This is a genomic window from Amycolatopsis sp. 3B14 (assembly GCF_050958625.1).
Taxonomy (GTDB): domain Bacteria; phylum Actinomycetota; class Actinomycetes; order Mycobacteriales; family Pseudonocardiaceae; genus Amycolatopsis_E; species Amycolatopsis_E thermoflava.
The window spans coordinates 95,166-120,907 of the sequence record NZ_JBHZEN010000004.1 but is presented as its reverse complement, the minus strand read 5'-3'; the positions used below and the strand labels follow the sequence as shown (position 1 = coordinate 120,907).

The window sequence follows — 25,742 nt, the reverse complement described above, 5'->3', positions numbered from 1 at the left end:
GTTTCTCCTTCACGCCTTGCGAATTCGCAGCTCACCGTGGGAGCCGACGTGGGCGGTCTGGCCGGGTACGAGGAACGTGGTGGACAGCGGTTCCCTGATCACGGCGGGGCCGGGGATCTGGTCGCCGGCGCGCAGATCGGCCCGCTGGTACTCGTGTGCGGGGAGGTCTTCGTCGGTGAGGTAGCGGATGGTCAGGGTCCGGGTCGGCTCGGGGCGCTCGCCCGCGGGCCGCTCCGGCAGCACCGGGTACTCGACCTTGTCGGCGTTCACCACGGCCTGCACCCGGTAGGTCACGCCCTGCACCGGCAGCGCCTCGAACTTGTTGCCGCTGCGCTCGGCGTAGGCCTCGTGGAAGTTGGCCACCATCTGCTCGACGCCCTCGGCGGTGATCTCGCCGTTCGGCACCGCGATGAACGGCGTCTCCCAGGTCTGGCCCGCCAGCCGTCCGTCGAAGCTGCGGACGAAGGTGACCTTGCCGCGGTCGGCGTCCTTCAGCCGCTCCGAGAGCCGCTGTTCCATGGAGCGGTAGACCTTGTCGATCGACTCGGCGGCTTCCGCGGTGAGCAGGGTGTAGGCGCTGCGGCTGTCGGCGTAGACCAGGTCGGTGCTGACGAGGCCCAGCGCGGAGAACAGGCCGGGGTGCGGCGGCACGATGACCTCGGCCGCGTGCACCAGGTCGAGCACCGCGGGAAGCAGCATCGGACCCGCGGCACCGTAGGCGACCAGGCTGTAGTCGCGGGGATCGACGCCGTGCTGGATCGCGATGTTGGTGACGCCTTCGGCGATGTTGTTGATCCCGATGTTGAACGCGTAGGACACGCGCTGTTCGAACGACAGCTTGGTGTCCAGTGCCTCGAAGGCCTGCCGGGACAGCTCCGGGTCGAGTTTCATCCGGCCGCCCGCGAAACCGTCCGGGTCGATGATCCCCATGAGCAGACAGGTGTCGGTGGTCGCGGGTTGCGTGCCGCCGATGCCGTAGCACGCCGGTCCGGGATCCGCGCCCGCGCTGCCCGGCCCGACCTTCAGCTCGCCCGCCGCGTTGATCGTGACAAGGCTGCCGCCGCCGGCGCCGATGCTGGAGATCTCGTTGGACAACGCGTTGACGATGAGGTCGTGTTCCAGTTCGAAGGTGGTGTTCACGAACGGCGTGCCGTCGGTGACCATGCTGATGTCGCACGAGGTTCCGCCCACGTCCGCGCACAGCAGGTTCCGGGCGCCGATCAGGCTGCCGAAGTGTGCACTGGAGACGGTGCCCGCGGCCGGGCCGGCGAACACGATCCGGAACGGGTGCTCCATCGCGACGTCGGAGCGAACCAGCTGGGCGGCGCAGTCGGCGAAGTTCAGATCGCCAGTGAACTTCAAGTCGCGCAGTCCGGCGTCGAGGCGACGGGTGTATTCGCCGTAGATCAGGCGCATGAACACGTCGACGACGGTCGTGGAGGCGCGGGCGAACTCCTTGGCCAGCGGGGAGACCTCGCTGGAGATCGACACCGGGATGTCGCCCAGTTCCTCCTGCACCAGCTGGCGCAGGCGCTCCTCGTGGTGGTCGTTGACGTAGGCGTTGATCAGGCAGATCGCCACGCCCTCGACGCCGCAGCGGCGCAGCACCGCGAGTTCGGCGCGGGTCTGGTCCTCGTCGAGCGGGATCAGCACACCACCGTCGGCGGTGAGCCGCTCGCGGATACCGCGGCGAAGATAACGGGGCACCAGCGGGCGGTTGGCGTCGCCGTACGAACGGCGCCACGCCGGGTTCATCAGGCCCTCGACGGGTCGCCAGGTGCGCCCGACGTCGAGGATGTCGCGGTGGCCCTCGGTGGTGAGGAACGCGATCTTGGGCAGCCGGCGGGTGATCACGGCGTTGAGGCCGTGGGTGCTGGCGTGGTTGAAGACCTCGGCCGCCTCGACGCCGATCTCCTCGGCTCCCTTGAGCACGCCCCGCTCGGTGGTGCGCACGTCCGTGGCGACTTTGACGGTCTTGATCTTGCCGTCCTCGATGGCCACGACGTCCGTGAACGTCCCGCCGACATCGACTCCGATCATGGTGGCTTCTCCCTTCTCAGTTGACGTCGAGGCCATCGGAGGCCAGAGCGATCGGGCCGAGCAGCGGGCCCGGCTCGCGGGCCACCGACTCGAGCGTCTTCTGGTGTTTCACGACGGTGAACCAGCCGCCCTCGGACAGCACCGGGTAGCGCCGGAAGTCGGCGGCGGTGCTGCCGGGGAAGTCGCGGGCGAGCTCGACGCCCAACGCGCGCAGGTCCTCTTCGGAAACGTCCTCCCGCGGCACGGAAAGGCCTTGCGGAGCAGGGGACTTCTCATCACTCACGGGCCATCACTCCAGTGTGCTGCCGGTGGATTTGTTTCGTGTACCAGTCGGTCTACGAAACGGTGACGGGAAGCACTCTAAGGCGCGGGTCGGAACCTGACAAGCCCGGACCGGGTGAGCTTCCGTGATCGGTGTGGACGGTGGGTGAGCGAGCACGACGTGGTGCGAGCGGAATAGGCTCTGGTGTCATGCCAAGACCACCAGGGCACGGGCCGGGTTACGAGATCAAGCGGCAGGAGATCATCGACCAGGCGGCGCGGCTGTTCGCCAAGCAGGGTTACGCGGCCACCGGGATCGCCGAGATCGGGCAGGTCGCCGGCCTTGCGAAGGGTGCGCTCTACTACTACATCGGGTCCAAGGAGAACCTTCTCGTCGAGATCCAGAACCGCGTCCTGAACCCGTTGCTGGCGGCTGCCCGGCGGATCGCGGCCCTGGACGAGGATCCGGTCCTGCGTCTGCGACTGCTGTCCCAGACCCTGCTGGAGCTCATCCTGGCTCGGCTCGACCACATCTGGGTCTACGAACACGACTACCGGCACCTGCGCGGTGCGAACCGAACGCGGCTGCTCCACCAGCGGCAGGAGTTCGAGAAGATCGTGCGGGACCTGCTCGTGGAGGCGATGGAGACGGGCGCGTTCCGCAAGATGGACGCGCGCCTGGCGATGCTGCAGTTCCTCAACATGCACAACCACACCTACCAGTGGGCCAAGCCCGGCGGTAAGTGGGATGCGGAGTTCCTGTCCCGGGAGTACTGCGCCACGCTGATCTCCGGCTTCCGCAGCCCGTCCTACGACGCCGGCGACCTCGAGGAGCGGGTGCGGCGGTTCCGGGAGCACGAGCAGGGATGAGGCCGTTCCCGCCGCCGCGTCCGTGTGGGACGGACGCGCGTCCATCCCACACGGCGCTTCGCTAGTTGATCTTTCCCGTGAGGTTGGGTAAGCGCGTGGCGGGTGGGCCGTCGATGCTGGTGTGGTGTCGGTGATGGTTGTGGTCGTGGAGGAAGCCGGGCAAGGTGGCGCGCCGTGCGGTTTGTGAGTGGTAGGGCCCTGCGTAGGCCCATTCGTCGAGCAGGGTGCGGTTGAACCGCTGGACTTTGCCGTTGGTTTGCGGACGGTAGGGGCGGGTGCGTGTGTGGTGGATGCCGGCGGCGGTGAGGGTGTTGCGCCAGTTGCGTGAGCGGTAGCAGGAGCCGTTGTCGGTCAGCACTCGCTGCACGGTGATGCCGTGGGAGGCGAAGAACGCCTGTGCCCGGGTCCAGAACGCGACCGCAGTGGTCTTGGTCTCGTCGGGCAGGATCTCGGCGTACGCCAGCCGGGAGTGACCGTCCATGGCGTTGTGCAGGTAGCTGTAGCCGATCTGGGGTTTGCCGTGCGGGTAGCGGGCGGTGGTGGTGGCCTTGCGGTGCTGGTTGCCAGTGGCGCGGTTACAGACCCGGTGGCCGCCGTCGGGGATGTTGCCCAGCTTCTTGATGTCGACGTGCACCAGCTCACCCGGTGTGGCGCGTTCGTAGCGGCGCACCACCCGCCCGGTGGCTCGGTCCAGGTGCCTCAGACGGGCCAGGCCATAGCAGGTCAGCACGCGATGCACGGTGGAGGCAGCCAACCCCAGCAGGGCGGCGAATGCGCGCCGGCCCCCACCGGCGCGCCACCGTTTCGCGGTGGCCACCGACACCTGGAATCGCTCCGCTGCCAGCCGCAGCGGCCACCCCTCCTCCACGACACACCGGGCCAGACGCAGTCTGCCGGTCGGGGTCAACGGCGCGTTACGGTGAGACACGAGGACCTCCTGCGGCGCGGTGCAGATTGTGGTGATCCACACCGAACCCGGAGGTCCTCCCTCATTTCAAGATCATCCAACTCCGTGTCCCCGCGTTCACAACCTCCCCGAGCAATACACCTAGCCGAGCACGGATTTCCGCACGGCGGCGGCGATCCGCTCCTGGTCCGGGAGCCACTCGCGCTCCAGCGAGGGTGCGTAGGGCGCGGGGGTGTGGGCGGCGCCGACCCGCAGGACGGGCGCGTCGAGCGTCCAGAACCCGTGCTCGGCCGCGACTGCGGCCAGTTCCGCTCCGACGCCGAAGGCTTCCACGGCCTGGTGCGCCACCACGAGCCTGCCGGTCTTGGCCAGTGACCGCAGCACCGTCTCGGTGTCCAGTGGAGCGATCGTGCGCAGGTCGATCACCTCGACGCTGATCCCGTCCTGGGCGAGTTGCTCCGCCACCGCGGTGCACTCGTGCACCAGTTTCGAGTACGACACCAGCGTCACGTCGGTGCCCTCGCGCCGGATGGCTGCCTTGCCCAGCGGCACCAGGTGGCCGGGTCGCGGCCGCGGGCCCTTGCGCCCGTACAACAGCCGGTTCTCCACGAACACCACCGGGTTCGGATCGCGGATGGCAGCCCGGAGCAGGCCGTAGGTGTCCGCCGGGGTCGACGGCATCACCACGGTGAGCCCGGGGATGTGCGCGAGCAGCGCCTCCAGGCTCTGGGAGTGCTGGCTGCCCGAGGATTTGCCCGCGCCGAACTGGGTGCGCACCACCAGCGGCATGCTCACCGCGCCGCCGGTCATGAACCGCAGCTTCGCGGCCTGGTTCATCAGCTGGTCCAGGCACACGCCGAGGAAATCGAAGTACATCAGCTCCACGACCGGGCGCAGGCCGGCCATGGCCGATCCGACACCCGCGCCGATGATGGCGCTCTCCGAGATCGGGGTGTCGCGCACCCGCCCCGGGTAGGCCTCTGCGAGTCCGCGGGTGAGCCCGAAGACGTTGCCGCCCGCGCCGACGTCGATCCCGGCCAGGAACACGTCCTCATCGGCGGCCAGCTCGTGCTCGAGCGCCTCCCGGACGGCGTCCATGGTGCGAAAGACCTCGCCGTCCGGTTCGGGCGGCTCCGGAACCGGCTCCCTGGGCACGCCTACGAAGTGGTGGAGGGTCTCTGGTTCCGGCTCGTCCGCGGCCTGCGCCTGCTCGACCGCGGCGTCGATGACCGCGTCGACCTCGCGGTCGATCTCGGCCACCCGGTCCGGGGCGAGCCGGGCCGCGAGCACCGTCAACGGGTCGCGCATCTTCCATTCCGTGAGCTCGGCTGGTTCCCGATAGCGTTCCGGGTCACCCTCGTAGTGCCCGTGCCAGCGGTAGGTCTCGGCCTCCACCAGCACCGGTCCCCCGCCTGCCCGCAGGTCGCGCACCAGGCCGCTCACCGTGTCGGCCACCGCGAGCACGTCGTTCCCGTCGACGTGCGCGAAGTCGATCCCGTACCCGCGGGCCCGGTCGGCCAGCGTCGCGCGGTGCTGGTCCTTCGCCGCCGAGAACTCGGCGTAGTGGTTGTTCTCGCAGAAGAAGATGATCGGGAGCCGCCACACGGCGGCGAGGTTGACCGCCTCGTGGAACATGCCCTGCGCCACCGCGCCGTCCCCGAAGAACGCGACGACCACGCCGCCGCGGGAGCGCAACTGCGCAGCGGTCGCCGCTCCGGTGGCGATGGGCAGCCCGGCCGCCACGATGCCGTTGGCGCCGAAAATGCCCTTGCGCGGATCGGCGATGTGCATCGAACCGCCGCGGCCCCGGCACGTCCCGGTGCTGCGGCCCATCAGTTCCGCGAACATGCCGGTGACATCGAGCCCCTTGGCGATGCAGTGGCCGTGGCCGCGGTGTGTGGAGGTGACCACGTCGCGGTCGTCGAGCGGCCAGCAGGCCCCCACGGCTGTGGCCTCCTGGCCGATCGACAGGTGCAGGAACCCGGGGATCTGGTTGACGCGGTAGAGCCGGGAGGCGCGGTCCTCGAACTGCCGGATCAGCCGCATCCGCCGGTACATCTCGGTTTGCGCCGCGACGTCGGCGCCGACGTCGCTCGCCTGGGTGGAAGTCATCTCGATCTCGCCCTTGTCGTGCTGGGGTTTCGGCCCGCCCCCTTGACATCTGGCGGGGAACCACGATTCTTGTACCGATTGTTCGAAAAAACAACTCTGACGCGAAGGTGGGTCGGATGCGAGCGTTGCGGTGGCACGGCCGGGGTGATCTGCGACTGGACGAGGTGCCCGAGCCGCCCGAGCCCGGCCCAGGCGAGGCGCTGGTGGCGGTCGCCTACGCGGGCATCTGCGGTACCGATCTGCACGAGCACACCCACGGTCCGAACCTGATCAGGGAAAAGCCCCACCCGCTGACCGGGTTCAGCCCGCCGGTGACCCTGGGGCACGAGTTCAGCGGCCGGGTCGTCGCACTCGGCTCCCCGGTGCCGGGTATCGAACCCGGCACCCGGGTTGCCGTCGACCCCTGCCTGCGCTGCGGCAGCTGCCGCTGGTGCCGCCACGGCGAGTACCACATCTGCGCCAAGGGTGGTTCCGTCGGCCTCGCCTCGCCGGGCGCGTTCGCCCCGCTGGTCACGGTGCCCACCTACGGGCTCGTCCCGGTGCCGGACGGGGTGTCCGACGAGCTCGCCGCGCTGGCCGAGCCGCTCGCCGTGGGACTGCACGCCGTGCGCCGGGCCGGCGTGCGCCCGGGTGACAACGTTCTGCTCCTCGGTGCCGGGCCGATCGGCGTCGCGGTGCTGATGGCGCTCGAACTCGCCGGTGCGGCGGGAATCTACGTCAGCGAGCCGGTCGCCGACCGGGCCAAACGGGCGGCTGAACTCGGCGCGACCGAGGTCTACGACCCCGCCGTCACCGACGTGCGGCGCGAGGTGTTCCTGCGCACCGGGCGAATCGGACCGGACGTCGTCGTCGAGGCCACCGGACGGCCCGAGCTCGTCGAGCTCGCCGTGTCCGCGGTGCGGCGCGGAGGCCGGGTGGTGCTCGCCGGAATCAGTGGTGGCGCGGCGTCGCTGCCGCTGAAGCAGATCGTGCCGTTCGAGCGGACCGTGCTCGGCACGCTCGGCTACAACTTCGACATCCCCCGGGTGCTCGACCTGGTCGCCGCGGCCCGGTTCGACCCCACGCCGCTTCTGACCGGTGTGTACCCGCTTGCCCGGGGACTCGACGCGTTCCACGACCTCGCCTCCCGTTCCCACCTGAAGATCCTGCTCGACCCCGAGGAGCACTGAGATGGATTTTGATCTGCCCGCGGAAACCGTTGCGCTGCAGCGGATGTGCCGCGATTTCGCCGCGAAGGAGATCGCGCCGTACGCAGCCGACTGGTCCGAACGGTGCCACTTCCCGGCGCAGGTGTTCCGCAAGCTGGGCGAGCTGGGGCTGATGGGCATGCTCGTCGACGAGTCCTACGGCGGGGCGGACGCGGGGTTCGTGTCCTATGTGGCCGCAATGGAAGCGCTGGGCGAGGCGGACCAGTCGGTGGCGTCGGCGTGGAACGCGCATTCCACGATCGCAACCCTGCCGCTGGCGCGTTTCGGGACCGAGGAACAGAAGAAGCGCTGGCTCGTCCCGCTCGCCACGGGCGAGAAGCTCGGCGCGTTCGGGCTGACCGAGCCCACCGCGGGTTCGGACGCCGCGGGTATCCGCACCACGGCTCGGCGCACCGAGGACGGCTGGGTGCTCAACGGCACCAAGATGTTCATCAGCAATGCCGGCACCGAGATGAGCCTCGGCGTGACCGTGCTGGCCGTCACCGGCACCGACGACAACGGCAAGAAGCGGTACGGGACTTTCTTCGTACCGGACGGCACCGCCGGTTACGACAAGGGGCGGCCGCTGCGCAAGCTCGGGTGGCACGCACTGGACACCCGCGAGCTCGTGTTCACCGACTGCTGGGTCCCGGAGGACCACCTGCTGGGGGAGGAGGGCAACGGGCTCCGGCAGTTCCTCGAGGTGCTGGACGCGGGACGGATCAGCGTCGCCGCGTTGTCACTGTCGCTCGCGCAGGCCGCACTCGACCTCGCCGTCCGCCACGCGGGTGAGCGCGAGCAGTTCGGCCGTCCGCTCAACAGGTTCCAGGCGGTTGGGCACAAGCTCGCCGACATGGCCACGGAGGTCGAAGCCGCGCGCTGGCTGGTCTACCGCGCCGCGTGGCTGGGGGACCAGGGCCGCCCGTTCGCCAAAGCCGCGGCCATGGCGAAGCTGTACGCGTCCGAAGTGGCCAATCGCGCGGCCAGCGCGAGCGTGCAGATCCACGGCGGGTACGGGTTCATCCGCGAGTCCGCGATCTCGCGCTTCTACGCCGACGCGAAGATCCTGGAGATCGGCGAGGGCACCAGCGAGGTGCAGCGCAACGTCATCGCCCGCTCCCTCGTCCCGACCGGTAAGGAGATGCCGCGATGAGCGATGAGGTGCTGGTCGAGGAACAGGACCGGGTCCTGGTCATCACGATCAACCGCCCACGGGCCCGCAACGCCGTGAACGCGGCGGTCGCCACCGCCGTCAACGCGGCACTCGAACGACTGACCGAGCGCGACGACCTGCTCGCCGGTGTGCTGACCGGTGCCGGGGACACGTTCTGCGCGGGGATGGATCTCAAGGCCTTCCTGCGAGGGGAGACCGTCTCGCTGCCCGGGCTGGGACTGGCTGGGCTGACCGAGCGACGACTGACGAAGCCGATGATCGCCGCGGTCGAGGGCTACGCGCTCGCCGGCGGGTGCGAGCTTGCGCTGGCCTGTGACCTGATCGTCGCGGCGGACAACGCCCAGTTCGGCATACCCGAGGTCAAACGCGGCCTCGTCGCCGCGGCGGGCGGGCTGCTGCGGCTGCCCACGCGCATGCCCTACCAGCTGGCCATGGAATACGCGCTCACCGGCGACCCGTTCGACGCGACCGTGGCGCACCGCCACGGCATGGTCAACCGGTTGACACAGCGGGGCCGGGCACTGACCGAGGCGATGGCGCTCGCGCGCCGCATCACCGCCAACGCACCGCTGGCAGTGCGGGTGTCCAAGGCGGTCGTCAGCCGGGCACCCGGGTGGAGCGAGGAGGTGGCCTTCGAGCGCCAGCGGGAGCTGGTGCAGCCGGTCTTCGTCTCCGAGGACGCCCGGGAAGGTGCACGGGCGTTCGCGGAAAAGCGGGATCCGGTGTGGCGGGGTAAGTGAGGCTCCGAGGGCACACGCGGAGCGAACCCGGATCACGCGATCTTGATGCGCGGCAGCACAGCTTTGAGGGTCTGCCTCTGCTCCCTCCACCTTCAACATATCCCGGACCAGGGGGCTTGCGGCAAGCCCCGGTCGGTGCCGCAGAATTGCCGACCGCCGGCCGGACGAGCCGGGGAACCGGGGGGATCGCGAAATGCGTGTGCTGCTTACGTCGTGGGGATCGCGCGGGGATGTCGAACCGCTGGTGGCGCTCGCGGTGGCGCTGCGGGAGCTCGGCGCCGAGGCGCGGCTCTGCGTGCCGCCCGACGAGGAGTTCGCGGAATTGCTCGGCCGGGCCGGTGTGCCGCTGGTGCCGTTCGGCCCCGCGGTCCACTCCATCGTCGCCAGGCCGGAGCCGCCGACGGTGGAGGACGCCTTCCGGCTCGCCCGCGAGCTGGTCACCGCGCGGTTCGAAACGCTGACCGCCGCCGCCGAGGATTGTGACGCGCTCGTGGCGACCGGCCTGATGCCCGCCGGCGCCCGGGACGTGGCCGAAAAGCTCGGCATCCACTACGTGCTCGCCTGCTTCCACCTCCTCGGGCTGCCGTCGCGGCACTTCCCGCCGGGGCGGCGGCCGGGCAAACCCTCCCAGCGGGAGGAAACCGACAACCGGGCGTTGTGGGAGCAGGACGCCCAGCGGGTGAACGACCTGTACGGCGAAGTGCTCAACAGCCACCGCGCGGCGATCGGCCTGCCACCGGTCGCCAACGTCCGCGACCACGTCCTGACCGGACGGCCCTGGCTGGCCGCGGACCCGGTGCTGTGCCCGTCGGAGGGCCGGACGGAACTCGACGTCCTGCAGACCGGGGCGTGGATCCTGCCCGACGAACGACCGCTGCCGGACGACCTGGAGGCGTTCCTGGACGACGGCGCGCCACCGGTGTACGTCGGGTTCGGCAGCATGGCCCCGCACGTCGCGCGGGAGGCCGCGCGGGTGGCCGTCGAAGCGATCCGCGCTCAGGGTCGCCGGGTCCTGCTCGCCCGCGGCTGGGCCGGGCTGACCCCGGACGGCGGCGACTGCTTCGTCATTGGCGAGGTCAACCAGCAGGCGCTGTTCCGCCGGGTGGCCGCCGTCGTGCACCACGGCGGCGCGGGCACCACCACGACCGCCGCCCGCGCGGGTGCGCCCCAGGTCATCGTGCCCCGCATCGCAGACCAGCCGTTCTGGGCCGGGCGCGTGACCGAGCTGGGCATCGGCGCGACGCACGACGGCCCGGCGCCGACCGTCGACTCCCTGTCCGCCGCGCTCGCCGCCGCCCTGGCACCCGGGACGCGCGCCAGGGCGACCGAGGTGGCCGGCCAGGTCCGCGGCGACGGCGCGGCGGTGGCAGCGAAACTGCTCCTGTCGGAAGCCGCCTGACTGGGGGTGTCAGGACCAGGCGAGCCGGCCGTGCCGCGGATTACCGTGGGAACGTGGCCGACGAACCGAACCTGCTTGGCGACTTCCTGCGCGCCCGCCGCGAACTCGTCACCCCCGAACAGGCCGGGATCCCCGTCCACGGCGTGCGGCGGGTTCCCGGCCTGCGCCGCGAAGAGGTCGCGATGCTCGCCGGCATCAGCGCCGACTACTACCTGCGCCTCGAACAGGGCCGCGACCGCAGGCCGTCGGTCCAGGTCCTCGAGTCGATCGCCCGTGCGCTCCAGCTCGACGAGGAAATGACCGCCTACCTGGTCGGGCTCGCCGCCGAGAAGCCCCGGCGCAGGCGGCGGCCGCCCAGGGAGACGGTGCCCGCCGGCACCGCCAAACTCATCGGGACGCTCCCGCTGCCCGCGTTCGTCGAGGGGCGCTACTTCGACGTCCTCGCCGCCAACCCGCTGGCCACGGCGTTGTCCCCACGCCTGGCGCCGGGCGGCAACCGGCTGCGGGACGTGTTCCTGGATGCCGGAGAGCGGGCGCTCTTCCCCGACTGGGAGACCGCCACCGAGGAGCTGATCGCGGGCTTCCGCCAGTCGGTGGGCACCGACATCGACAACCCCCGCTTCGTCGAGCTCGTCGGCGAGCTGTCCCTCGCCAGCCCCCGGTTCCGGCGGCTCTGGGCCCGCCACGACGTGCAGCCGCGGCAGGGCGCGCGGGTGCGGTTCGACCACCCCCAGGTCGGGCGGCTGGTGCTGCACCGGGAAAAGCTCGTGATCACCACCAGCAGCACCGAAGGGATGATGCTGGTCGTGTACCACGCCGACGCGGGCAGCGACGACGCGGACAAGCTCGCGCTCCTCGCCTCCGCCGCCCTGCCGGCACCCGCGCCGGATCACTCCTTCGGCTGAAAGAGGTGCGCGGCCGCGTGCGGCGGCGCACCCTTTCGTCCATGGCGTTCGGAAAAGCCGCCGCCGTGGCGGCTGTCCTGATCACGGCTGCCGCGACGGCGGCCGGGGCCGAACCCGCCCACGGCGAGCAGGCCTTCACCGTCGACGGCACGTTCACCGCGCCCGAGGGGATCACCTCGGTGTTCGTCGCCGTGTGGGGCGCCGGTGGCGGGGGTGGCGAGGCGAACCCCGGCGGCGGTGGGGGAGCGGCGTGGTGTTCCGTCGCGGTCACCCCGGCCGCCGAGTACACCATCACCGTCGGCGCGGGCGGGCAGGCCGGGGCGCCGGGCAGCGACTCCACCGTGGGTGTCGCGGGAAGCCCGGCGCTCGTCGTGGCGCACGGGGGCGCGGCCGGGACAGCCGACGCGCCGGGCCGGGGCGGCGCCGCCGACTGCGGCACCTCGCCCGGCCTCGCCGCGCCCGGCAGCGACGGCACCGCCGACCGGCCCGGCGAGGCGGGCGTGATCCCGAGCGCGCCGCCGGGCGGGATCGGCGCCGGCGGCGCGGCCGGGATGCCCGGCGCGCCCGGGTACGTCTACTTCTGGTGGTGATCCGCCAGCTTCGAATGCCGCCTGCTGTAGCCGAAGTACACCACCAGCCCGATGACGAACCAGATCGCGAACCGCAGCCACGTCTCCGGCTGCAGGAACGTGATCAGCCAGATGGAGAACGCCACGCCGATCGCGGGCACCACCGGCATCCCCGGGCAGCGGAACGTGCGCGGCAGGTCCGGACGGCGGTATCGCAACACCACCACCGCCACGCACACCACCACGAACGCCAGCAGGATCCCGATGTTCGTCAGCTCCGCGGCCTCCCCGATCGGCAGCAGCCCGGCGATCACCGCTGCCGCCACGCCGAGGATCCACGTCATCCGGCTCGGCACCTTCTTCACCGGGTGCGTGCCGGAGAGCCACTTGGGCAGCAACCCGTCGCGGCTCATCGCGTACCCGACGCGCGTCGCGCCCAGCAGGAACGTGAACAGCACGGTGAGGATGCCGAGGATCGCACCGACCGCGATCACGCCGCCGAGCCACCGCAACCCGACCGATTCGAAGGCGCTGGAGAACGCGGCTTCCGAGTCGATGTCGGTGTAGGGCACCATCCCGGTCAGCACCAGGCACGCCAGCACGTACAGCACCATCGAGATCCCGAGCGAGTACAGGATCGCCTTGGGCATGTGCTTCTGCGAGTCGCGCGACTCCTCGGCCGCGGTGGACATCGCGTCGTAGCCGAACACCGCGAAGAACACCGTCGCCGCGCCGGTGAACGCGCCGCTGACACCGAACGGGAAGAAGTCGGACCAGTTGCCGGTGTTGACGTGGAACGCGCCGACCACGATCACCAGCACCACGAGCGCGACCTTGAGGTACACCAGCAGCGTCTCGAACCGCGCCGCGGAGCGCATGCCCTGGTTCAGCACGAACGCGATCAGCAGGCACAGCAGCACCGCGAACAGGTTCACCTTGTACGAACCCGCCGCGACGCCCTCCGGTTCGGTGCCCGGCGCGCCGGACATCCACAGTGGCAGGTGGATGTCCAGGAAGCCCAGCAGGTCGTTGAAGTAGCCGGAGATGCCGATCGCGACCACCGCGACGATCGCGGTGTACTCCAGCAGCAGGTCCCAGCCGATGAACCAGCCGACCAGCTCGCCGAGGACCGCGTAACCGTAGGTGTAGGCCGATCCGGCGCGCGGGATCAGCCCGGCGAACTCGGCGTAGGAGAACGCCGCCGCCGCGCTCGCGATCCCGGCCACCAGGAACGAAATGAGCACGGCCGGTCCGGCGGTCTCGTTCGCCACCGCGCCGGCGAGCGAGAAGATGCCCGCGCCGATGATCCCGCCAACGCCGATCGCGGTCAGCTGCCACAGGCCCAGGGTCCGCTGGAGCCCGCCGCCTTCCACGGCCTCGATCTGCTCGACGGGTTTGCGCCGGAACAGCTCGTGTACGGCCACCGATCTCCCCAATCACTCGTTCGGGTATGACCGGATCACGTTACTAGGGAAGGGCTCGCCCCGGGACCCACGAAGGTCCCGGGGCGGTGGGGGATCAGCCGAACTGGCCCGGCTGGTAGTCGCCGGCCGGGTTCCGGACGATGACGTTGATGCGGTTCCACGTGTTGATGAGCGCGATCGCGGCGACCAGCGCGGCGAGCTGCTCCTCGTCGTAGTGCTTGGCCGCGTTGGCCCACACCTCGTCGCTGACCCCGCCCGCGGCGTCGGCGAGGCGGGTGCCCTCCTCCGTCAGCTCCAGTGCGGCGCGCTCGGCCTCGGTGAACACGGTGGCTTCCCGCCACGCCGCGACCAGGTTGAGCCGTGTCGGCTCCTCGCCCGCCGCCACGGCGTCCTTGAAGTGCATGTCCGTGCAGTAACCGCAGCCGTTGATCTGACTGGCGCGCAGCTTCACCAGTTCCTGTGTCCGGGCGGGCAACGTCGACTCGGCGAGCACCTTGCCCGCACCGAAGAGGTGCTTGACGAACTTGCCCGCGGTGGGGCTGGTGAAGATGTTCAGACGAGCGTCCACGGTGAACTCCTGTTCCGTTCGGGGTTTCTGCCTCCTTGACGGAACAGCGCGCCGAGATGTGACAGCCTCAGCCCGCGGCGGCCTTCTGCGTGAGCGCGGCCGAGCGGCGGCGCGGCTTCTTGTGCAGCACCCCGGCCCGGAAGTAGCTCAGCAGGTCGGCGATCGCGACCGGGTCGTCCAGCTGCGGGCAGTGGCCCCACTCCTCGCGCAGCATCAGCCGGCTGTGCGGCACCAGCGCGTGCAGGCGCCGCCCGGCGGCGGCGGTCACCAGGCGGTCCTTGCCGCACGCGACGACCAGCAGCGGGACGGTGATGCCGTCCAGCCCCTCGTACGCCTCGGCCAGCTCGGCGACCAGCTGGCGCGCCTGGTCCAGACGAGTGGTGGTCGAGCGGAAGTCCGGGAACAGCCCGGTGAACCGGGCGACGTGGGCGACGTCGGCGGCGGCACGGTCGGCGTAGAGCAGCCGCGGCACCACGAACTCCGCGATGGTCCGCACCACGAACCCGGGCACCGGCAACGGCAGCGACGCGGCCAGCCGCAGTGGCAGCGGGTACTTCCCGACGGTCCGGACCAGCCAGGAGTCGACGAAACCGGGCGCGGCGATCGACACCACACCCGCGATCGGCAGCTCGTCGCGGCACGCGGCACGCAGGCTCATGGTGCCGCCGAGCGAGTTGCCGCCCAGCACGACCTTGCCGCGGTCCGAATAGAACCGGACCACCTCGGCCACGAACGCGTCGAGCTGCGCCAGCATCGCGCCGGGGCGCAGGGGATCGGCCTCACCGAAACCGGGCAGGTCGACCGCGACCGCGGGGATCCCGGCGGCGGCGAGTTCGGCCAGCGCCGGGCGCCAGGTGTCGGCGCTGTCGCAGTAGCCGTGCAGGAGGACGAGTCTTCCGGTGCCGCGCTTCGGTTTGGGGCCGACTTCGAGCACCCTGGTGCGCACGCCTGCGAAGCTCCGGTGGCCGGCCCGGACGACTTCCGGGCCGGCGAGCCGTGAGCCCGGCGCCGCCTCGATCTCCCGCTGCACTGCGGTCATGTACCCAGATTAGCGAGTAAATCTCGGGTTCCGCTCAGTAGACGGGGATAACAAACCGGTATCGGCGCCATGTCAACAAGGCGTCTATGCAGGTCAGAGGGTTATCAGCGGGTGAAAACGACCTTGCCCGCGGTCTCCCCCTCCTGCATCAGCCGGAACCCTTCGGCGGCCTCCGACAGCGGCAGCTCCTTGCCGATCTGCGGCTTGATGCCCGTCAGATCGAGGTAGCGGAGCAGGTCCTCCAGCTCGTCCCGGGTGCCCATCGTGGACCCGACGACCCGCAACTGCAGGAAGAACACCCGCTGCAGGTCCGCGCTCGGATCCGGACCACTCGTCGAACCGGACACCACGACGATCCCGCCCGGCTTCAGCGACTTGAGCGAGTGGCCCCAGGTCGCCTTCCCGACGGTCTCGAACACGCCGTCCACCCGTTCCGGCAGCCGCGCGCCGGACTCGAACGTCTGGTGCGCGCCCAGCTGCTCGGCCAGCGCCCGCTTCTCCTCGGACCGGCCGGTCACCCACACCCGCAGGCCCGCGGCCCGGCCGAGCTGGATCAGCGCGGTCGAGACGCCACCCGAGGCGCCCTGCACGAGCATCGTCTGCCCGGGCCGCAGGCCCGACTTCACGAACAGCATCCGGTACGCGGTCAGCCACGCCGTGCCCATCGTGGCGGCTTCGGCGAAGGACAACCCGGCGGGCTTCGGCACGGCGTTGCGGGCGGGCACGACCACGTAGTCGGCGAAGGTGCCCTGGTACTTCTCGGTGAGCAGGGTGCGCTTCGGGTCGAGGGTGTCGTCACCCTGCCAGCCGGGGGCGTTGATCACCGAGTGCAGGACGACCTCCGTCCCGTCCTCCAGCACGCCCGCCCCGTCGCAGCCGAGGATCATCGGGAACTGGTCCGGCTTGATCCCGACCCCGCGCAGGGTCCAGATGTCGTGCATGTTGAGGCTGGCGGCCTTCACGGCGACCTTCACCCAGCCGGACGGCACCTCCGGCTCCGGTCGCTCTCCGACGGTGAGGGCGTCGAGCGGGTTTTCGGGGTTCGGTTCACTGGCGTAGACGGCGAACATGCCTGCAACGTACCTCGCCGGGCCCCCTGGCGTACCCTGGTCAGGTGTTCGACGGCCTGGCGACCTGGTGGGACAACGCCGAGCTGTGGCTTGCGCAGCTGTGGTTCCCGTTGCAGTTCCTGCTGGTCATCGCCGTGCTGGCGCCGCTGTGCGTCGGTGCGGCGTGGCTGATCGACCGGATCGTCGACCGGGTGGCCGCGTGGTTGCGGCCGGGCCGCGACGAGGACGTTTCGAGCCGGTCCTAAGGTGTCGCTGGTGTCAAGCAGGAGGCGGATCACCGTCGCGCTCGTCGGGCTCATCGTGCTCGTGTTCGGTGGCTGGATCGTGCGCGAGACCACCACGTCGACCGAGCCGGCCAGTGGGCTCACGGCGTTGTCCAGCCTGCCCGCCGAGGCGGGCCAGACGTGGCGTCTCATCCAGGCCGGCGGGCCGTTCCCGTACCGCAGCGACGGAACGGTGTTCGAGAACCGGGAAAAGCGGCTCCCCGTCAAGGAGAGCGGTTACTACCATGAATACACGGTGCCCACGCCGGGGAGCGCGGATCGCGGGGCCCGGCGGCTGATCACCGGGGCGCAGACCGAGCTGTACTACACCGGTGATCACTACGCTTCCTTCGTCCAGGTCGACCCGTCGAAGTAGCGAGAACCCCATGTCCTCTTCCCAGACGATCGTCGAGCAGGCCCGCGCGCGCGGCGCCTACTCGCACATCATCGGCAGCAGGCCGGCGGACAAGATGTCCGCCCTCGACGCGATCGCGTCCGCGTTGTCCTTTCCGGACTGGTTCGGCCGCAACCTGGACGCGCTCTACGACTGCCTCACCGATCTGTCGTGGTTGCCCTACGGCGAGCACGTCCTGGTGTGGGCCGGATCGGACCTGCTCAAGGACGCCGACCCGAAGGCGTACCTGGCGATCCGCAGCGTCCTGTCGGACGCCGAGCGCGCCTTGGCGCCGGGCGGCGACCGCGCCGACAGCCGCCGGCTGACGGTCGCCCTCACCGACGACTAGTCCTGCGGGACCCAGTTCGGCTTGCGCTTCTCGCCGAACGCGCGGATGCCTTCCTGGCCCTCCTCGCCGGCGAAGAACTGCGCGGACAGCTTGAGCATGTCGGGGAAGCCGTCGGCCGGGGTGGCCGGGCGCGGGCTGGCGAGCAGTTCCTTGGTCGCGGCGAGCGCGGCCGGGCCGCCGAGTGTGAGCGAGCGGACGTAGGCGTCGGTCGCCTCGTCGAGCTGGTCGGCGTCGACGGCCTTGTTGACCAGGCCGATCTCGGCGGCGCGCTCGGCGTCGAACACGTCCCCGGTGAGGAACAGCTCCTGCGCGGCGCGCGGGTTGACGCGCGGCAGAACCGTGAGCGAGATGACGGCGGGCACGACGCCGATGCGGACCTCGGAGAACGCGAAGGTGACCTCCTTGGCGGCGACCACGATGTCCGCGGCCGCGACCATCCCGACCCCGCCGGCGCGGGCGACCCCGGACAACTTGGCGACGACCGGCTTCGGGCTCGTCCAGATCTGCTCGAGGATGCGGGGGAACTCGTTGACGCCCTGGTCGCCCGCCCCGGCGCCGCGCGCTTCCTTCAGGTCCATGCCGGCGCAGAACACCTTGCCGGTGTGGGTGAGAACGATCACCCGGACGGCGTCGTCGTCCTTCGCCTTGGTCAGCGAGGCGGACAATTCGCGGCGCAGCTGGGCCGACAGGGCGTTCCGGTTGTGCGGCGAGTCGAGGGTGATCGTCGCGACACCACTCGCCACTGAGTAATGCACCAGTTCATCAGTCACGGGCTCACTGTAGTTCGGGTGGTGCGGCGGGGGAGCGTGGTTGTGAGCGGCTGCGCATCGGGACGATCCGGTGACAGCGCGTCAGGGGGCACGCTACGGTGCTACGGAGTGATTCACGAGGGGGAGGAGCTGGTGATGGCTGAGGAGGGCTCGACCTCATCCGCCGACCAGTTGGCGGACGTGTTCGGTGGCGAAAGCCGGTTGAACGCCATGCACGGCGACGCGAAGCGCATGCTGGCAGACGCGAAGGCGGGCCGCTGGGCCGTGGACGAGGAGACGGGATCGCACCTGCGGCGTGCGGTCACACAGATGCAGGATCGGATGAGCGACCTGACCTTGCGGATCAACCGGCTGCAGCAGGCGCCGAAGTTCGGCAACGACGAATACGCGAAAAGAGCATCGGCGCACTTTCTCACAGCGATGGACTCGGATGACCAGTCGCTCGTCCGGGTGTTCCTCGCGGCTCAGGACATGCTCGCGAGCCTCGGCCAGGCTATCGAGATCGCGATCAGCAAGTATGACGCGTCGGACGACGCAGCGGTCCAGGCGCTGCATACGTTCAAGGATCAGGAACTTCGGTGACCATCAACCTTCGCATTCCTCATGCCGTGACAGGTGCGTGCCTGGCGGCAACCATGGCCGCTTGCACCACCACCGTTGCGGGAACAGCATCGCCCATATCCGGTGTGAGCCCCACTGCGAACGCAGACGTGTTCGCAGGGCTGAACGCGTGCCAGGTTCTCGACCAGTTGGTCGCGGGAGAAGGGTTCAATCCCGGCGAAAACACGAGTCGACGCAACGAGTGTGGTGCTCTCAAGCCGCGGTTCGGATCGTACGGTCTTGCCCTGGATCCCGTGCAGGGGCTCCGCGAGTACCGCGAGACGAACGACGCCGTGACGGACGTTTCGGTCAACGGGCGGAACGCCCTTCAGGCCGACATCCCCACCGGTGGGTGCGCGATCGCCATCGAGGTTGGGGAGCACGCCCGCGCCTTGGTGCAGGTCGCACTGGTCACTAGTCCGCGCGATCCGCAGGCCTGCGTGGACGCCCAAGTCCTCGCCGAGAAGCTTGAGCCCCTGCTGCCCAAGGTGCGGTAATCAGTTCTGCCGCGGCAGCAGTTCCTCCACGAACCGCTCCAGGAACGCCTCGAACGACGATCCGCCCCGGTGGTAGACCACGAACTTCGTCAGGCCGGCTTCCAGGTGGCCGTCCAGCAGGCGGTGCAACGACGACCAGTCCGTGGCGATCACGTCCGCCGGGTCGGTGTCCGGGCGTCGGGAGCGCACCGTGGCGGCCAGGGCGTCCGGGATGCCGTCCTCGGCGAGCATCAGGCTCATCCCGTAGTGGTCCGGCTCGATCGAGCGGCCCGCGGCAGCCGCGGCGGTCTCGATGGCCTCGCGGGCCCGGCGTGCTTCCGCCGGGGACAGGAAGCTGCCCAGCCATCCGTCGGCGTACTGGCCGATCCTCCGGTACGCCGCGGGCGCACTCCCGCCGAGCCAGATGTCCACCGGGCGCTCGAGCCGCGGGCCCAGCGAGACGTCCTCCAGCTTCCAGAACTCGCCCGCGAAATCGCCCGCACCGGCCAGCGCCGCCCGCAGCAACCGCAGCGACTCGTCGAACACCGCGGCCCTCGCGCCTGCTGGGACCTCGAACAGCGGCCACTCGCTGCGGCGCGCGGGGCGCAGGCCGAACACCGGCAGCACCCGCTTCGGCGCCAGCGCCGCCAGCGACGCGATCTGCTTCGCCACCAGCACCGGGTGCCGACCGGGCAACACCGCCACCGAACTGCCCGCCTTCAGCGACGAAGTCCGTGCGAGCGCGTGCGCCATCCCGACGAACGGGTCCACCGCGTCCGAGTACACCTGCTCGGAAAACCACACCGAGTCGACCCCGGCGGCCTCCAGCCGGTCGACGATCCCCGGCAACTCCACGGGCGAGGTCTCAGCCCCCAGCCCAACCCCGATCCGGATCTTCACGCCACCCACGTTACGGGTCAGGCCGACCGGGCGGCACCGGCCAACGCGGTGGCGTACCGCTCCAACACCAGCGACACCACCCGCGGATCACCGGCCAGGCAGTCCGCCAGCACCACCGACGGCTCGGCCTCCCGCGCCAGCGCGGCGATCCGGTCGGGCAGCAACCCGGGCGCGAGGAACCACGACGCCACCGCGATCCGCGACGCCCCACGGGCCCGCAGCTTCGCCACCGCCGCGGGCACATCCGGCTTCGCGGCGCTCGCGAACGCCGCCACCGCCCGGAAACCGTGCCGGGACTGCCACCGCCGGGCCAATGCCGCGACCGCTTCGTTCGCCGCGGCGCGCGACGAACCGACCGCGGCCAGCACCACGCCCAGCCCGGGATCGGACACGTCCGCCACCGCCGCCAGCCGGTCGAACGCCACCGGCTCCAGGTCCGCGCCCAGCACGTCGGCGATCGTCACCCGCAGCGCGGGCACCTCCGCCACCAGCGCGGGCAGGTCGACCCGCGCGTGGAAGGCGCTGCCCAGCAGCAGCGGCACCACGACCGCCTCCCGGTGCCCCTCCGCGACCAGGTCCCGCAGCACGTCCGTCACCAGCGGCTCGGACAGGTCCAGGAACGACACCCGCACGTCCAGCTCCGGCGCCGCGGCGGCGATCCGGTCCACCAGCGCCCGCACGGTCGCCGCGGACCGCGGGTCCCGGCTCCCGTGCGCGACGGCGACCAGTGGGATCACAGCGACCCCAGCCCGCGCGCCCGCAGCACGGCCCGCTCCAGCGGCCGGAACACCAGCAGTTCGATGCCGACGCCGACCAGCAGGATCAGGAAGATCGCCGCGATCACGGTCGACATGTCGTTGAGGAACCGGCCGTCGTCCAGGTAAGCGCCCAAGCCCTTGCCCAGCAACGGCGATGTCGCGATGATCTCCGCCGCCATCAGCGACCGCCACGAGAACGCCCAGCCCTGCTTCAACCCGGCGAGGTAGCCGGGCAGCGCCGCGGGCAGCAGGATGTGCCGCGCGGTCGCCAGCCGTCCCGCGCCCATCACCTTGCCGACGCGCGGCAGGATCGGCGGGATCTGGTCGATGCCCGCCACCAGGCCGTTCGCGATCGACGGCACGCTGCCCAGCAGCAGCACCACGTACATCGCGGCCGGCTCCACACCGAACCACAGCACCGCGGCAGGCACCCAGGCCACCGACGGCAGGCTCTGCAGACCGGACAGGAACGGCCCGATCCCGGCCCGCACGAGCTTGACCTTCGCGACCAGCAACCCGAGCGGCGTCGCGATCAGGATGGCGACGAGGAACCCGAGCACCGCGCGGTGCACCGACGTCCACACGAACCCGAAGGCGTCCCCGCTGGTGAACCGGGCCCACAGCTCGTTCCACACCGCGAGCGGCGAGGGCAGTTGGTACTCCGGCCAGAACGCGGCCGCCCACAACGCCTGCCAGACCGCGATCACCAGGACCAGGAACACCACCGGCGGCAGCACCGACCGGACGAACCGGCCCCAGCCGCCCTTCTTCGCGGCAGGCCGGACGGGCGTGTCGAGCGCGTCCAGACCCGCCTCGACCGCCGCGGCGTCCGGTTCGGTGGTCGAGCCCTCAAGCGGCGGCATGGCTGCTGATCACCTCACGCAGGCGGCGGTTGATCACGTCCACCGCGTTCACCTCGTCCTGCCCGGCCAGGCCGTCGACGCGCCACTGCTGCACGACCTTGCCCGGCCGTGACGACAGCAGCACCACTCGCTGCCCGAGCCGGACCGCTTCGCGCACGTCGTGGGTCACGAACACCACCGCGGTGCCGGTCGCCTCCCAGATGCGCAGCAGCTCGGCCTGCAGCACGTCGCGCGTGATGGCGTCGAGCGCGGAGAACGGCTCGTCCATCAGCAGCAGCGACGGCCGTTCCTCGCCGTCCTCGGTGTGGGTGGCCGAGGCCAGCGCGCGGGCGAGCGCCACGCGCTGGCGCATGCCACCGGACAGCTCGTGCGGCCGCTTGGCGCCCGCCCCGGACAGCCGCACCAGCTCCAGCAGCTCGCCGGTGCGGGTCTTGCGCTCGGTGCGGCCCATGCCGGCCAGCTTCAGCGGCAGCTCGACGTTCGCCGCGGCGGTCAGCCACGGCATGAGCGCCGCCTCCTGGAACATGACCGCCGGCCGGGACGTGGTCAGCTCGATCTCACCCGCGCTCGGCCGATCCAGGTTCGCGATCAGGTTCAGCAGGGTGGTCTTGCCGCAGCCCGAGGCGCCGAGCAGGCAGACGAACTCGCCCGGCGCGACGTCGAGGTCGACCCCGGCGAGCGCGGTCACGGCGTCGCGACCCTGCCCGAAGCTCTTGTGCACCCCGGACAACCGCACGGCGTGCCCGGTCGCGGGCTCCACCGGCGGGCGTCCCAGCGTGGCGGTCATGAACAGCCTCCTACTTCTTGTCCAGGCCGGACGCGCTGACGGCCGGCTTCCCGGCCTGGGCGAGCACCGTGTTGAGCAGGGTCAGGTCGGCGAACCCGGCGACGTCCGGGGCCTTGTCCTTCACCCCTGCGGTCACCTGGTCCTGGGCGAGCTGCGGGAACTGCCCGGCCAGCGGGTCGGTGGTGAGCTGGATGCCCTGCCACGCGCGGTCCAGCGTCGCGGCCCCGAGCGCCTTGCCGGTGAGCTGCTGCAGCTGGTTGTTCACCGCGGTCTTCGCCTTCGCCGGGTCGGACGCGGCGAGCGTGTTCGCGTCGAGCAGGCCCTGCAGGATCGCGGTCACGGTCGCCGGGTGCTCCTTCAGGAACTGGGTGCGCACGATCAGCACGGTGGTCGGGAACTGCCCGCCCGGCCAGAGGTCCTTCTCGTCGACCAGGACCTTCGCGCCGGCCTCCAGCACCAGGCGGGACGCCCACGGCTCGGGCAGCCACGCGGCCTGGATCGCGCCGGACTTGAACTGGTCGAGCGTCAGCGCGTTGTCGATGTTCTGGACCTTGACGTCGCTCAGCTTCTGGTCGGCGATCCACTTCTTCAGCGACACGTCCTGCGTGTTGCCCAGCTGCGGCGACGCCACGGTCTTGCCCTGCAGGTCCTGCGGCGTGTTGATCGACGGCTGCACGACCAGCTGCGCGCCGCCCGAGGTGGCGCCCGCGATCAGCCGCACGGCCTCGCCGCCGGACTGGGCGTAGGCGTTGATCGCCGGGCCGGAGCCGATGAACCCGATGTCCAGCGAACCGCCGAGGAGCGCGTTGACCTCCTCGGGGCCGGCGTTGAACTTGGTCGGCACCAGCTTGGTGTTCCCGAGGTGCTGCGCGAACAGGTTCTGGTCGAGCCCGATCAGCGCCGACGCGTGCGTGACGTTCGGGAAGTACCCGAGCCGCACCTCGGCCGCCGGGCCCTGATCGGTCGCCGTCGCCGAATCCTCCGATCGGTCCGCCCGTGAACACCCGGTCACCACTGCCAATGCGGACAACGCCACTGCTGCCAGAGCCAGAACACGAGTTTTCACGGACGGACCTTTCGGTTGGGGGATGGGGAGTTACGGGCCGGGGGAGACCACGTCCCGGTCGCTGCGCAGCACGGGAAGCGGCGCACCGACCATCCCGGCCGCCAGCGTGGTGCCGTCGGCCGGGTCGATCACCAGGAAGGCGCCGGTGCGCCTGCTGACCTCGTACTCGTCGACCGGCAGCGGCTCCGCGACGCGGACCTTCGCACGACCGATCTCGTTGAGCTGCAGCGTCTCCGGGTAGTCCACAGTGGACAGCTTCTGCTCGTCGAAGCGGGAGACCAGCTCGTCGACGAACGCCTGCACCGTGCGCGCGCCGTGCTTGACCAGCACGCGGGCGCCCGGCCGCAGCGGCTTCTCCGACAGCCAGGCCAGCGTGGCGTCCAGCTCGTCGGTCGCGACCGGGGCCGAACCCGCCGCCGCGATCACGTCACCGCGCGCGATGTCCAGGTCGTCGGCCAGCACCAGTGTCACCGAGCGGCCAGCGGCGGCCTCGGCCAGCTCGCCGTCCGGCGTGTCGATCCGCTCGACCGTCGTGCGCAGGCCCGCTGGCAGCACCACGACCTCGTCGCCGGGGCGCACCGTGCCCGCCGCGACCTGGCCCGCGTAGCCGCGGTAGTCCGGGTACTCGGGCGTGCGCGGCCGGATCACGTACTGCACCGGGAAGCGGAACGGCGCGTCGTGCGGGTCGGGCGCGACCGGCACGGTCTCCAGGTGCTCCAGCAACGTCGGGCCGGAGTACCACGGCGTGTGCGCCGAGCGCTCCACCACGTTGTCACCCACCAGTGCGGACACCGGGATCGCCAGCACCGATCCTTCGGCGTAACCCAGCGACGTGGCGTGGTCGGTGAACTCCTTCGCGATGACCCGGAAGGTTTCCTCGTCGTAGTCGACCAGGTCGACCTTGTTCACCGCGAGCACCAGGCGCGGCACGCCGAGCAGGGCGAGCACCGCGGCGTGGCGGCGGGTCTGCTCGATGACGCCCTTGCGCGCGTCCACCAACAGCACGGCCAGCTGCGCCGTGGAGGCGCCGGTGACGGTGTTGCGGGTGTACTGCACGTGGCCGGGGGTGTCGGCGAGCACGAACGAGCGCTTCGGCGTCGCGAAGTAGCGGTAGGCCACGTCGATCGTGATGCCCTGCTCACGCTCCGAGCGCAGGCCGTCGACGAGCAGCGACAGGTCCGGAGTGGACAGACCGCGGTCGACGCTGGCGCGGGTGACCGCGTCCAGCTGGTCGGCCAGGACCGACTTGGTGTCGTAGAGCAGACGGCCGACGAGCGTCGACTTGCCGTCGTCGACGCTCCCGGCTGTGGCGAGCCGCAGCAACGAGCTCATCAGAAGTACCCCTCCCGCTTGCGGTCCTCCATGGCGGCCTCCGACAGGCGGTCGTCGGCCCGGGTGGCGCCGCGCTCGGTGAGCCGGCTCGCCATCACCTCGGCGATCACTTCCTCGACCGTCGACGCTGTGGATTCCACGGCGCCGGTGCACGAGCCGTCACCGACCGTGCGGTACCGCACCGTCAGCTCCTTCACCTCTTCGCCGTCACGCGGACCGCCCCACGGTCCCTCGGTCAGCCACATGCCGTCGCGCTTGTAGACCTTGCGCTGGTGGGCGTAGTAGATCGAGGGCAGCTCCACCTTCTCGCGCGCGATGTAGTTCCACACATCGGCTTCGGTCCAGTTGGAGAGCGGGAACACCCGCACATGTTCCCCCGGACGGTGCCGTCCGTTGTACAGGTTCCACAATTCGGGACGCTGCCGTCGCGGGTCCCACTGCCCGAACGCGTTGCGCAGGCTGAAGATCCGTTCCTTGGCCCGGGCGCGCTCCTCGTCGCGGCGCCCGCCGCCGAACACCGCGTCGAACTTGTGCTCGGTGATGGTGTCCAGCAACGGCTGCGTCTGCAGCGGGTTGCGGGTGCCGTCGGGACGCTCGGTGAGGCGGCCGTCGTCGATCCAGTCCTGCACGTTCGCGACGATCAGCCGCAGGCCGTACTTCGCCACGACGTGGTCGCGGAACGCGATGACCTCGTCGAAGTTGTGCCCGGTGTCCACGTGCAGAAGCGGGAACGGCACCGGCGCCGGCCAGAACGCCTTGATCGCCAGGTGCAGCAGCAGGGTCGAGTCCTTGCCGCCGGAGAACAGGATCACCGGCCGGTCGAACTCGCCCGCCACCTCCCGGAAGATGTGGATGGCTTCGGATTCCAGTGCCGCCAGGTTGTCGGTCGCGGCGTCGGTCGCGGCTGTCGTCATTTCCT

28 protein-coding genes are annotated in these 25,742 nt (G+C 70.7%); 12 read left to right on the top strand and 16 right to left on the bottom strand.

Annotation, left to right across the window (positions count from 1 at the left end):
• Positions 1 to 9 precede the first annotated feature (9 nt).
• Positions 10 to 2,040, bottom strand: coding sequence for a hydantoinase/oxoprolinase family protein (locus tag ACCP09_RS03275; protein WP_027931636.1), 2,031 nt, complete (start codon positions 2,038 to 2,040; stop codon positions 10 to 12).
• Positions 2,041 to 2,056: 16 nt separating this feature from the next.
• Positions 2,057 to 2,284 (bottom strand): hypothetical protein, encoded by a 228-nt coding sequence (locus tag ACCP09_RS03270; protein ID WP_017987781.1) that lies wholly within the window; start codon positions 2,282 to 2,284, stop codon positions 2,057 to 2,059.
• A 227-nt stretch (positions 2,285 to 2,511) separates the two neighbouring features.
• Here ACCP09_RS03270 and ACCP09_RS03265 point away from each other — a divergent pair, with 227 nt between their 5' ends.
• On the top strand, positions 2,512 to 3,171 hold the full coding sequence (locus tag ACCP09_RS03265) for a TetR/AcrR family transcriptional regulator (protein ID WP_017987782.1): 660 nt from the start codon (positions 2,512 to 2,514) through the stop codon (positions 3,169 to 3,171).
• Between the two features lie 61 nt (positions 3,172 to 3,232).
• Here the strand turns inward: ACCP09_RS03265 and ACCP09_RS03260 are convergent, their stop codons facing one another.
• Positions 3,233 to 4,099, bottom strand: a complete 867-nt coding sequence (locus tag ACCP09_RS03260; protein ID WP_433743114.1) for an IS481 family transposase — start codon at positions 4,097 to 4,099, stop codon at positions 3,233 to 3,235.
• Between the two features lie 120 nt (positions 4,100 to 4,219).
• Entirely contained in the window at positions 4,220 to 6,190 is a 1,971-nt protein-coding gene (locus tag ACCP09_RS03255) for an alpha-ketoacid dehydrogenase subunit alpha/beta (RefSeq protein WP_433743060.1), read from the bottom strand.
• A gap of 116 nt (positions 6,191 to 6,306) precedes the next feature.
• Between ACCP09_RS03255 and ACCP09_RS03250 the strand changes: the two genes are divergently transcribed.
• The 6 genes from ACCP09_RS03250 (at position 6,307) to ACCP09_RS03225 (ending at position 12,185) form a co-directional block, all read left to right on the top strand.
• A complete protein-coding gene (locus ACCP09_RS03250) occupies positions 6,307 to 7,359 on the top strand; it encodes an alcohol dehydrogenase catalytic domain-containing protein (RefSeq protein WP_433743058.1) in 1,053 nt (350 codons plus the stop codon).
• Between the two features lies 1 nt (position 7,360).
• Entirely contained in the window at positions 7,361 to 8,530 is a 1,170-nt protein-coding gene (locus ACCP09_RS03245) for an acyl-CoA dehydrogenase family protein (RefSeq protein ID WP_123683355.1), read from the top strand.
• Positions 8,527 to 9,291, top strand: coding sequence for a crotonase/enoyl-CoA hydratase family protein (locus ACCP09_RS03240; RefSeq protein ID WP_433743056.1), 765 nt, complete (start codon positions 8,527 to 8,529; stop codon positions 9,289 to 9,291). Before ACCP09_RS03245 ends, ACCP09_RS03240 begins: the two co-directional genes overlap by 4 nt.
• A gap of 193 nt (positions 9,292 to 9,484) precedes the next feature.
• Entirely contained in the window at positions 9,485 to 10,690 is a 1,206-nt protein-coding gene (locus ACCP09_RS03235; RefSeq protein ID WP_433743054.1) for a glycosyltransferase, read from the top strand.
• Positions 10,691 to 10,743: 53 nt separating this feature from the next.
• Positions 10,744 to 11,595, top strand: coding sequence for a helix-turn-helix transcriptional regulator (locus tag ACCP09_RS03230; protein WP_378332757.1), 852 nt, complete (start codon positions 10,744 to 10,746; stop codon positions 11,593 to 11,595).
• Positions 11,596 to 11,636: 41 nt separating this feature from the next.
• Positions 11,637 to 12,185: a glycine-rich domain-containing protein gene (locus ACCP09_RS03225; RefSeq protein WP_433743052.1), complete on the top strand. Its 549-nt coding sequence runs from the start codon at positions 11,637 to 11,639 to the stop codon at positions 12,183 to 12,185.
• Here ACCP09_RS03225 and ACCP09_RS03220 read toward each other — a convergent pair.
• The 4 genes from ACCP09_RS03220 to ACCP09_RS03205 form a co-directional block, all read right to left on the bottom strand.
• Positions 12,170 to 13,588 carry an amino acid permease gene (locus tag ACCP09_RS03220; protein WP_378332755.1) on the bottom strand — a complete coding sequence of 473 codons (1,419 nt, stop codon included), beginning with the start codon at positions 13,586 to 13,588 and terminating at the stop codon, positions 12,170 to 12,172. The two genes, ACCP09_RS03225 and ACCP09_RS03220, sit on opposite strands and share 16 nt — an antisense overlap.
• Before the next feature lie 94 nt (positions 13,589 to 13,682).
• Positions 13,683 to 14,156 carry a carboxymuconolactone decarboxylase family protein gene (locus tag ACCP09_RS03215; protein ID WP_027931627.1) on the bottom strand — a complete coding sequence of 158 codons (474 nt, stop codon included), beginning with the start codon at positions 14,154 to 14,156 and terminating at the stop codon, positions 13,683 to 13,685.
• 67 nt (positions 14,157 to 14,223) lie between these two features.
• On the bottom strand, positions 14,224 to 15,195 hold the full coding sequence (locus tag ACCP09_RS03210; RefSeq protein ID WP_400980993.1) for an alpha/beta fold hydrolase: 972 nt from the start codon (positions 15,193 to 15,195) through the stop codon (positions 14,224 to 14,226).
• Positions 15,196 to 15,299: 104 nt separating this feature from the next.
• Complete coding sequence (locus ACCP09_RS03205) at positions 15,300 to 16,265, bottom strand: quinone oxidoreductase family protein (protein WP_123683348.1); 966 nt, start codon at positions 16,263 to 16,265, stop codon at positions 15,300 to 15,302.
• 44 nt (positions 16,266 to 16,309) lie between these two features.
• Between ACCP09_RS03205 and ACCP09_RS03200 the strand changes: the two genes are divergently transcribed.
• From ACCP09_RS03200 to ACCP09_RS03190, 3 genes are read left to right on the top strand one after another with little or no spacing between them, the layout of a single operon-like run.
• Positions 16,310 to 16,510 carry a hypothetical protein gene (locus ACCP09_RS03200; protein ID WP_017981180.1) on the top strand — a complete coding sequence of 67 codons (201 nt, stop codon included), beginning with the start codon at positions 16,310 to 16,312 and terminating at the stop codon, positions 16,508 to 16,510.
• A gap of 10 nt (positions 16,511 to 16,520) precedes the next feature.
• Positions 16,521 to 16,904 carry a ribonuclease domain-containing protein gene (locus ACCP09_RS03195; RefSeq protein ID WP_026152964.1) on the top strand — a complete coding sequence of 128 codons (384 nt, stop codon included), beginning with the start codon at positions 16,521 to 16,523 and terminating at the stop codon, positions 16,902 to 16,904.
• Between the two features lie 10 nt (positions 16,905 to 16,914).
• The gene (locus tag ACCP09_RS03190) at positions 16,915 to 17,271 is read left to right on the top strand and encodes a barstar family protein (protein ID WP_017981182.1); all 357 of its coding nucleotides are present in this window, start codon (positions 16,915 to 16,917) and stop codon (positions 17,269 to 17,271) included.
• Here the strand turns inward: ACCP09_RS03190 and ACCP09_RS03185 are convergent.
• On the bottom strand, positions 17,268 to 18,041 hold the full coding sequence (locus tag ACCP09_RS03185; RefSeq protein WP_433743047.1) for an enoyl-CoA hydratase-related protein: 774 nt from the start codon (positions 18,039 to 18,041) through the stop codon (positions 17,268 to 17,270). The genes ACCP09_RS03190 and ACCP09_RS03185 overlap by 4 nt on opposite strands.
• Before the next feature lie 135 nt (positions 18,042 to 18,176).
• On the opposite strand from ACCP09_RS03185, the gene ACCP09_RS03180 reads away from it, so the two are divergent.
• A complete protein-coding gene (locus tag ACCP09_RS03180) occupies positions 18,177 to 18,623 on the top strand; it encodes a hypothetical protein (protein ID WP_433743045.1) in 447 nt (148 codons plus the stop codon).
• On the top strand, positions 18,620 to 19,138 hold the full coding sequence (locus tag ACCP09_RS03175; RefSeq protein WP_433743043.1) for a DUF3558 domain-containing protein: 519 nt from the start codon (positions 18,620 to 18,622) through the stop codon (positions 19,136 to 19,138). The genes ACCP09_RS03180 and ACCP09_RS03175 overlap by 4 nt, the downstream gene beginning before the upstream one ends.
• Here the strand turns inward: ACCP09_RS03175 and ACCP09_RS03170 are convergent, their stop codons facing one another.
• The 7 genes from ACCP09_RS03170 to cysD all read right to left on the bottom strand — a co-directional run bounded on the left by ACCP09_RS03170 (position 19,139) and on the right by cysD (position 25,737).
• A complete protein-coding gene (locus ACCP09_RS03170) occupies positions 19,139 to 20,017 on the bottom strand; it encodes a TIGR03854 family LLM class F420-dependent oxidoreductase (protein WP_123683344.1) in 879 nt (292 codons plus the stop codon).
• Between the two features lie 17 nt (positions 20,018 to 20,034).
• A complete protein-coding gene (locus ACCP09_RS03165; protein WP_027931620.1) occupies positions 20,035 to 20,754 on the bottom strand; it encodes a sirohydrochlorin chelatase in 720 nt (239 codons plus the stop codon).
• Positions 20,751 to 21,638, bottom strand: coding sequence for an ABC transporter permease (locus ACCP09_RS03160; protein WP_017981189.1), 888 nt, complete (start codon positions 21,636 to 21,638; stop codon positions 20,751 to 20,753). The genes ACCP09_RS03165 and ACCP09_RS03160 overlap by 4 nt, the downstream gene beginning before the upstream one ends.
• A complete protein-coding gene (locus ACCP09_RS03155; RefSeq protein ID WP_123683342.1) occupies positions 21,625 to 22,425 on the bottom strand; it encodes an ABC transporter ATP-binding protein in 801 nt (266 codons plus the stop codon). The genes ACCP09_RS03160 and ACCP09_RS03155 overlap by 14 nt, the downstream gene beginning before the upstream one ends.
• Positions 22,426 to 22,435: 10 nt before the next feature.
• A complete protein-coding gene (locus ACCP09_RS03150; protein ID WP_123683341.1) occupies positions 22,436 to 23,440 on the bottom strand; it encodes an ABC transporter substrate-binding protein in 1,005 nt (334 codons plus the stop codon).
• Positions 23,441 to 23,521: 81 nt separating this feature from the next.
• A complete protein-coding gene (locus ACCP09_RS03145; protein WP_027931617.1) occupies positions 23,522 to 24,823 on the bottom strand; it encodes a sulfate adenylyltransferase subunit 1 in 1,302 nt (433 codons plus the stop codon).
• The gene (cysD, locus tag ACCP09_RS03140; protein ID WP_027931616.1) at positions 24,823 to 25,737 is read right to left on the bottom strand and encodes a sulfate adenylyltransferase subunit CysD; all 915 of its coding nucleotides are present in this window, start codon (positions 25,735 to 25,737) and stop codon (positions 24,823 to 24,825) included. The genes ACCP09_RS03145 and cysD overlap by 1 nt, the downstream gene beginning before the upstream one ends.
• Between the last annotated feature and the right edge of the window lie 5 nt (positions 25,738 to 25,742).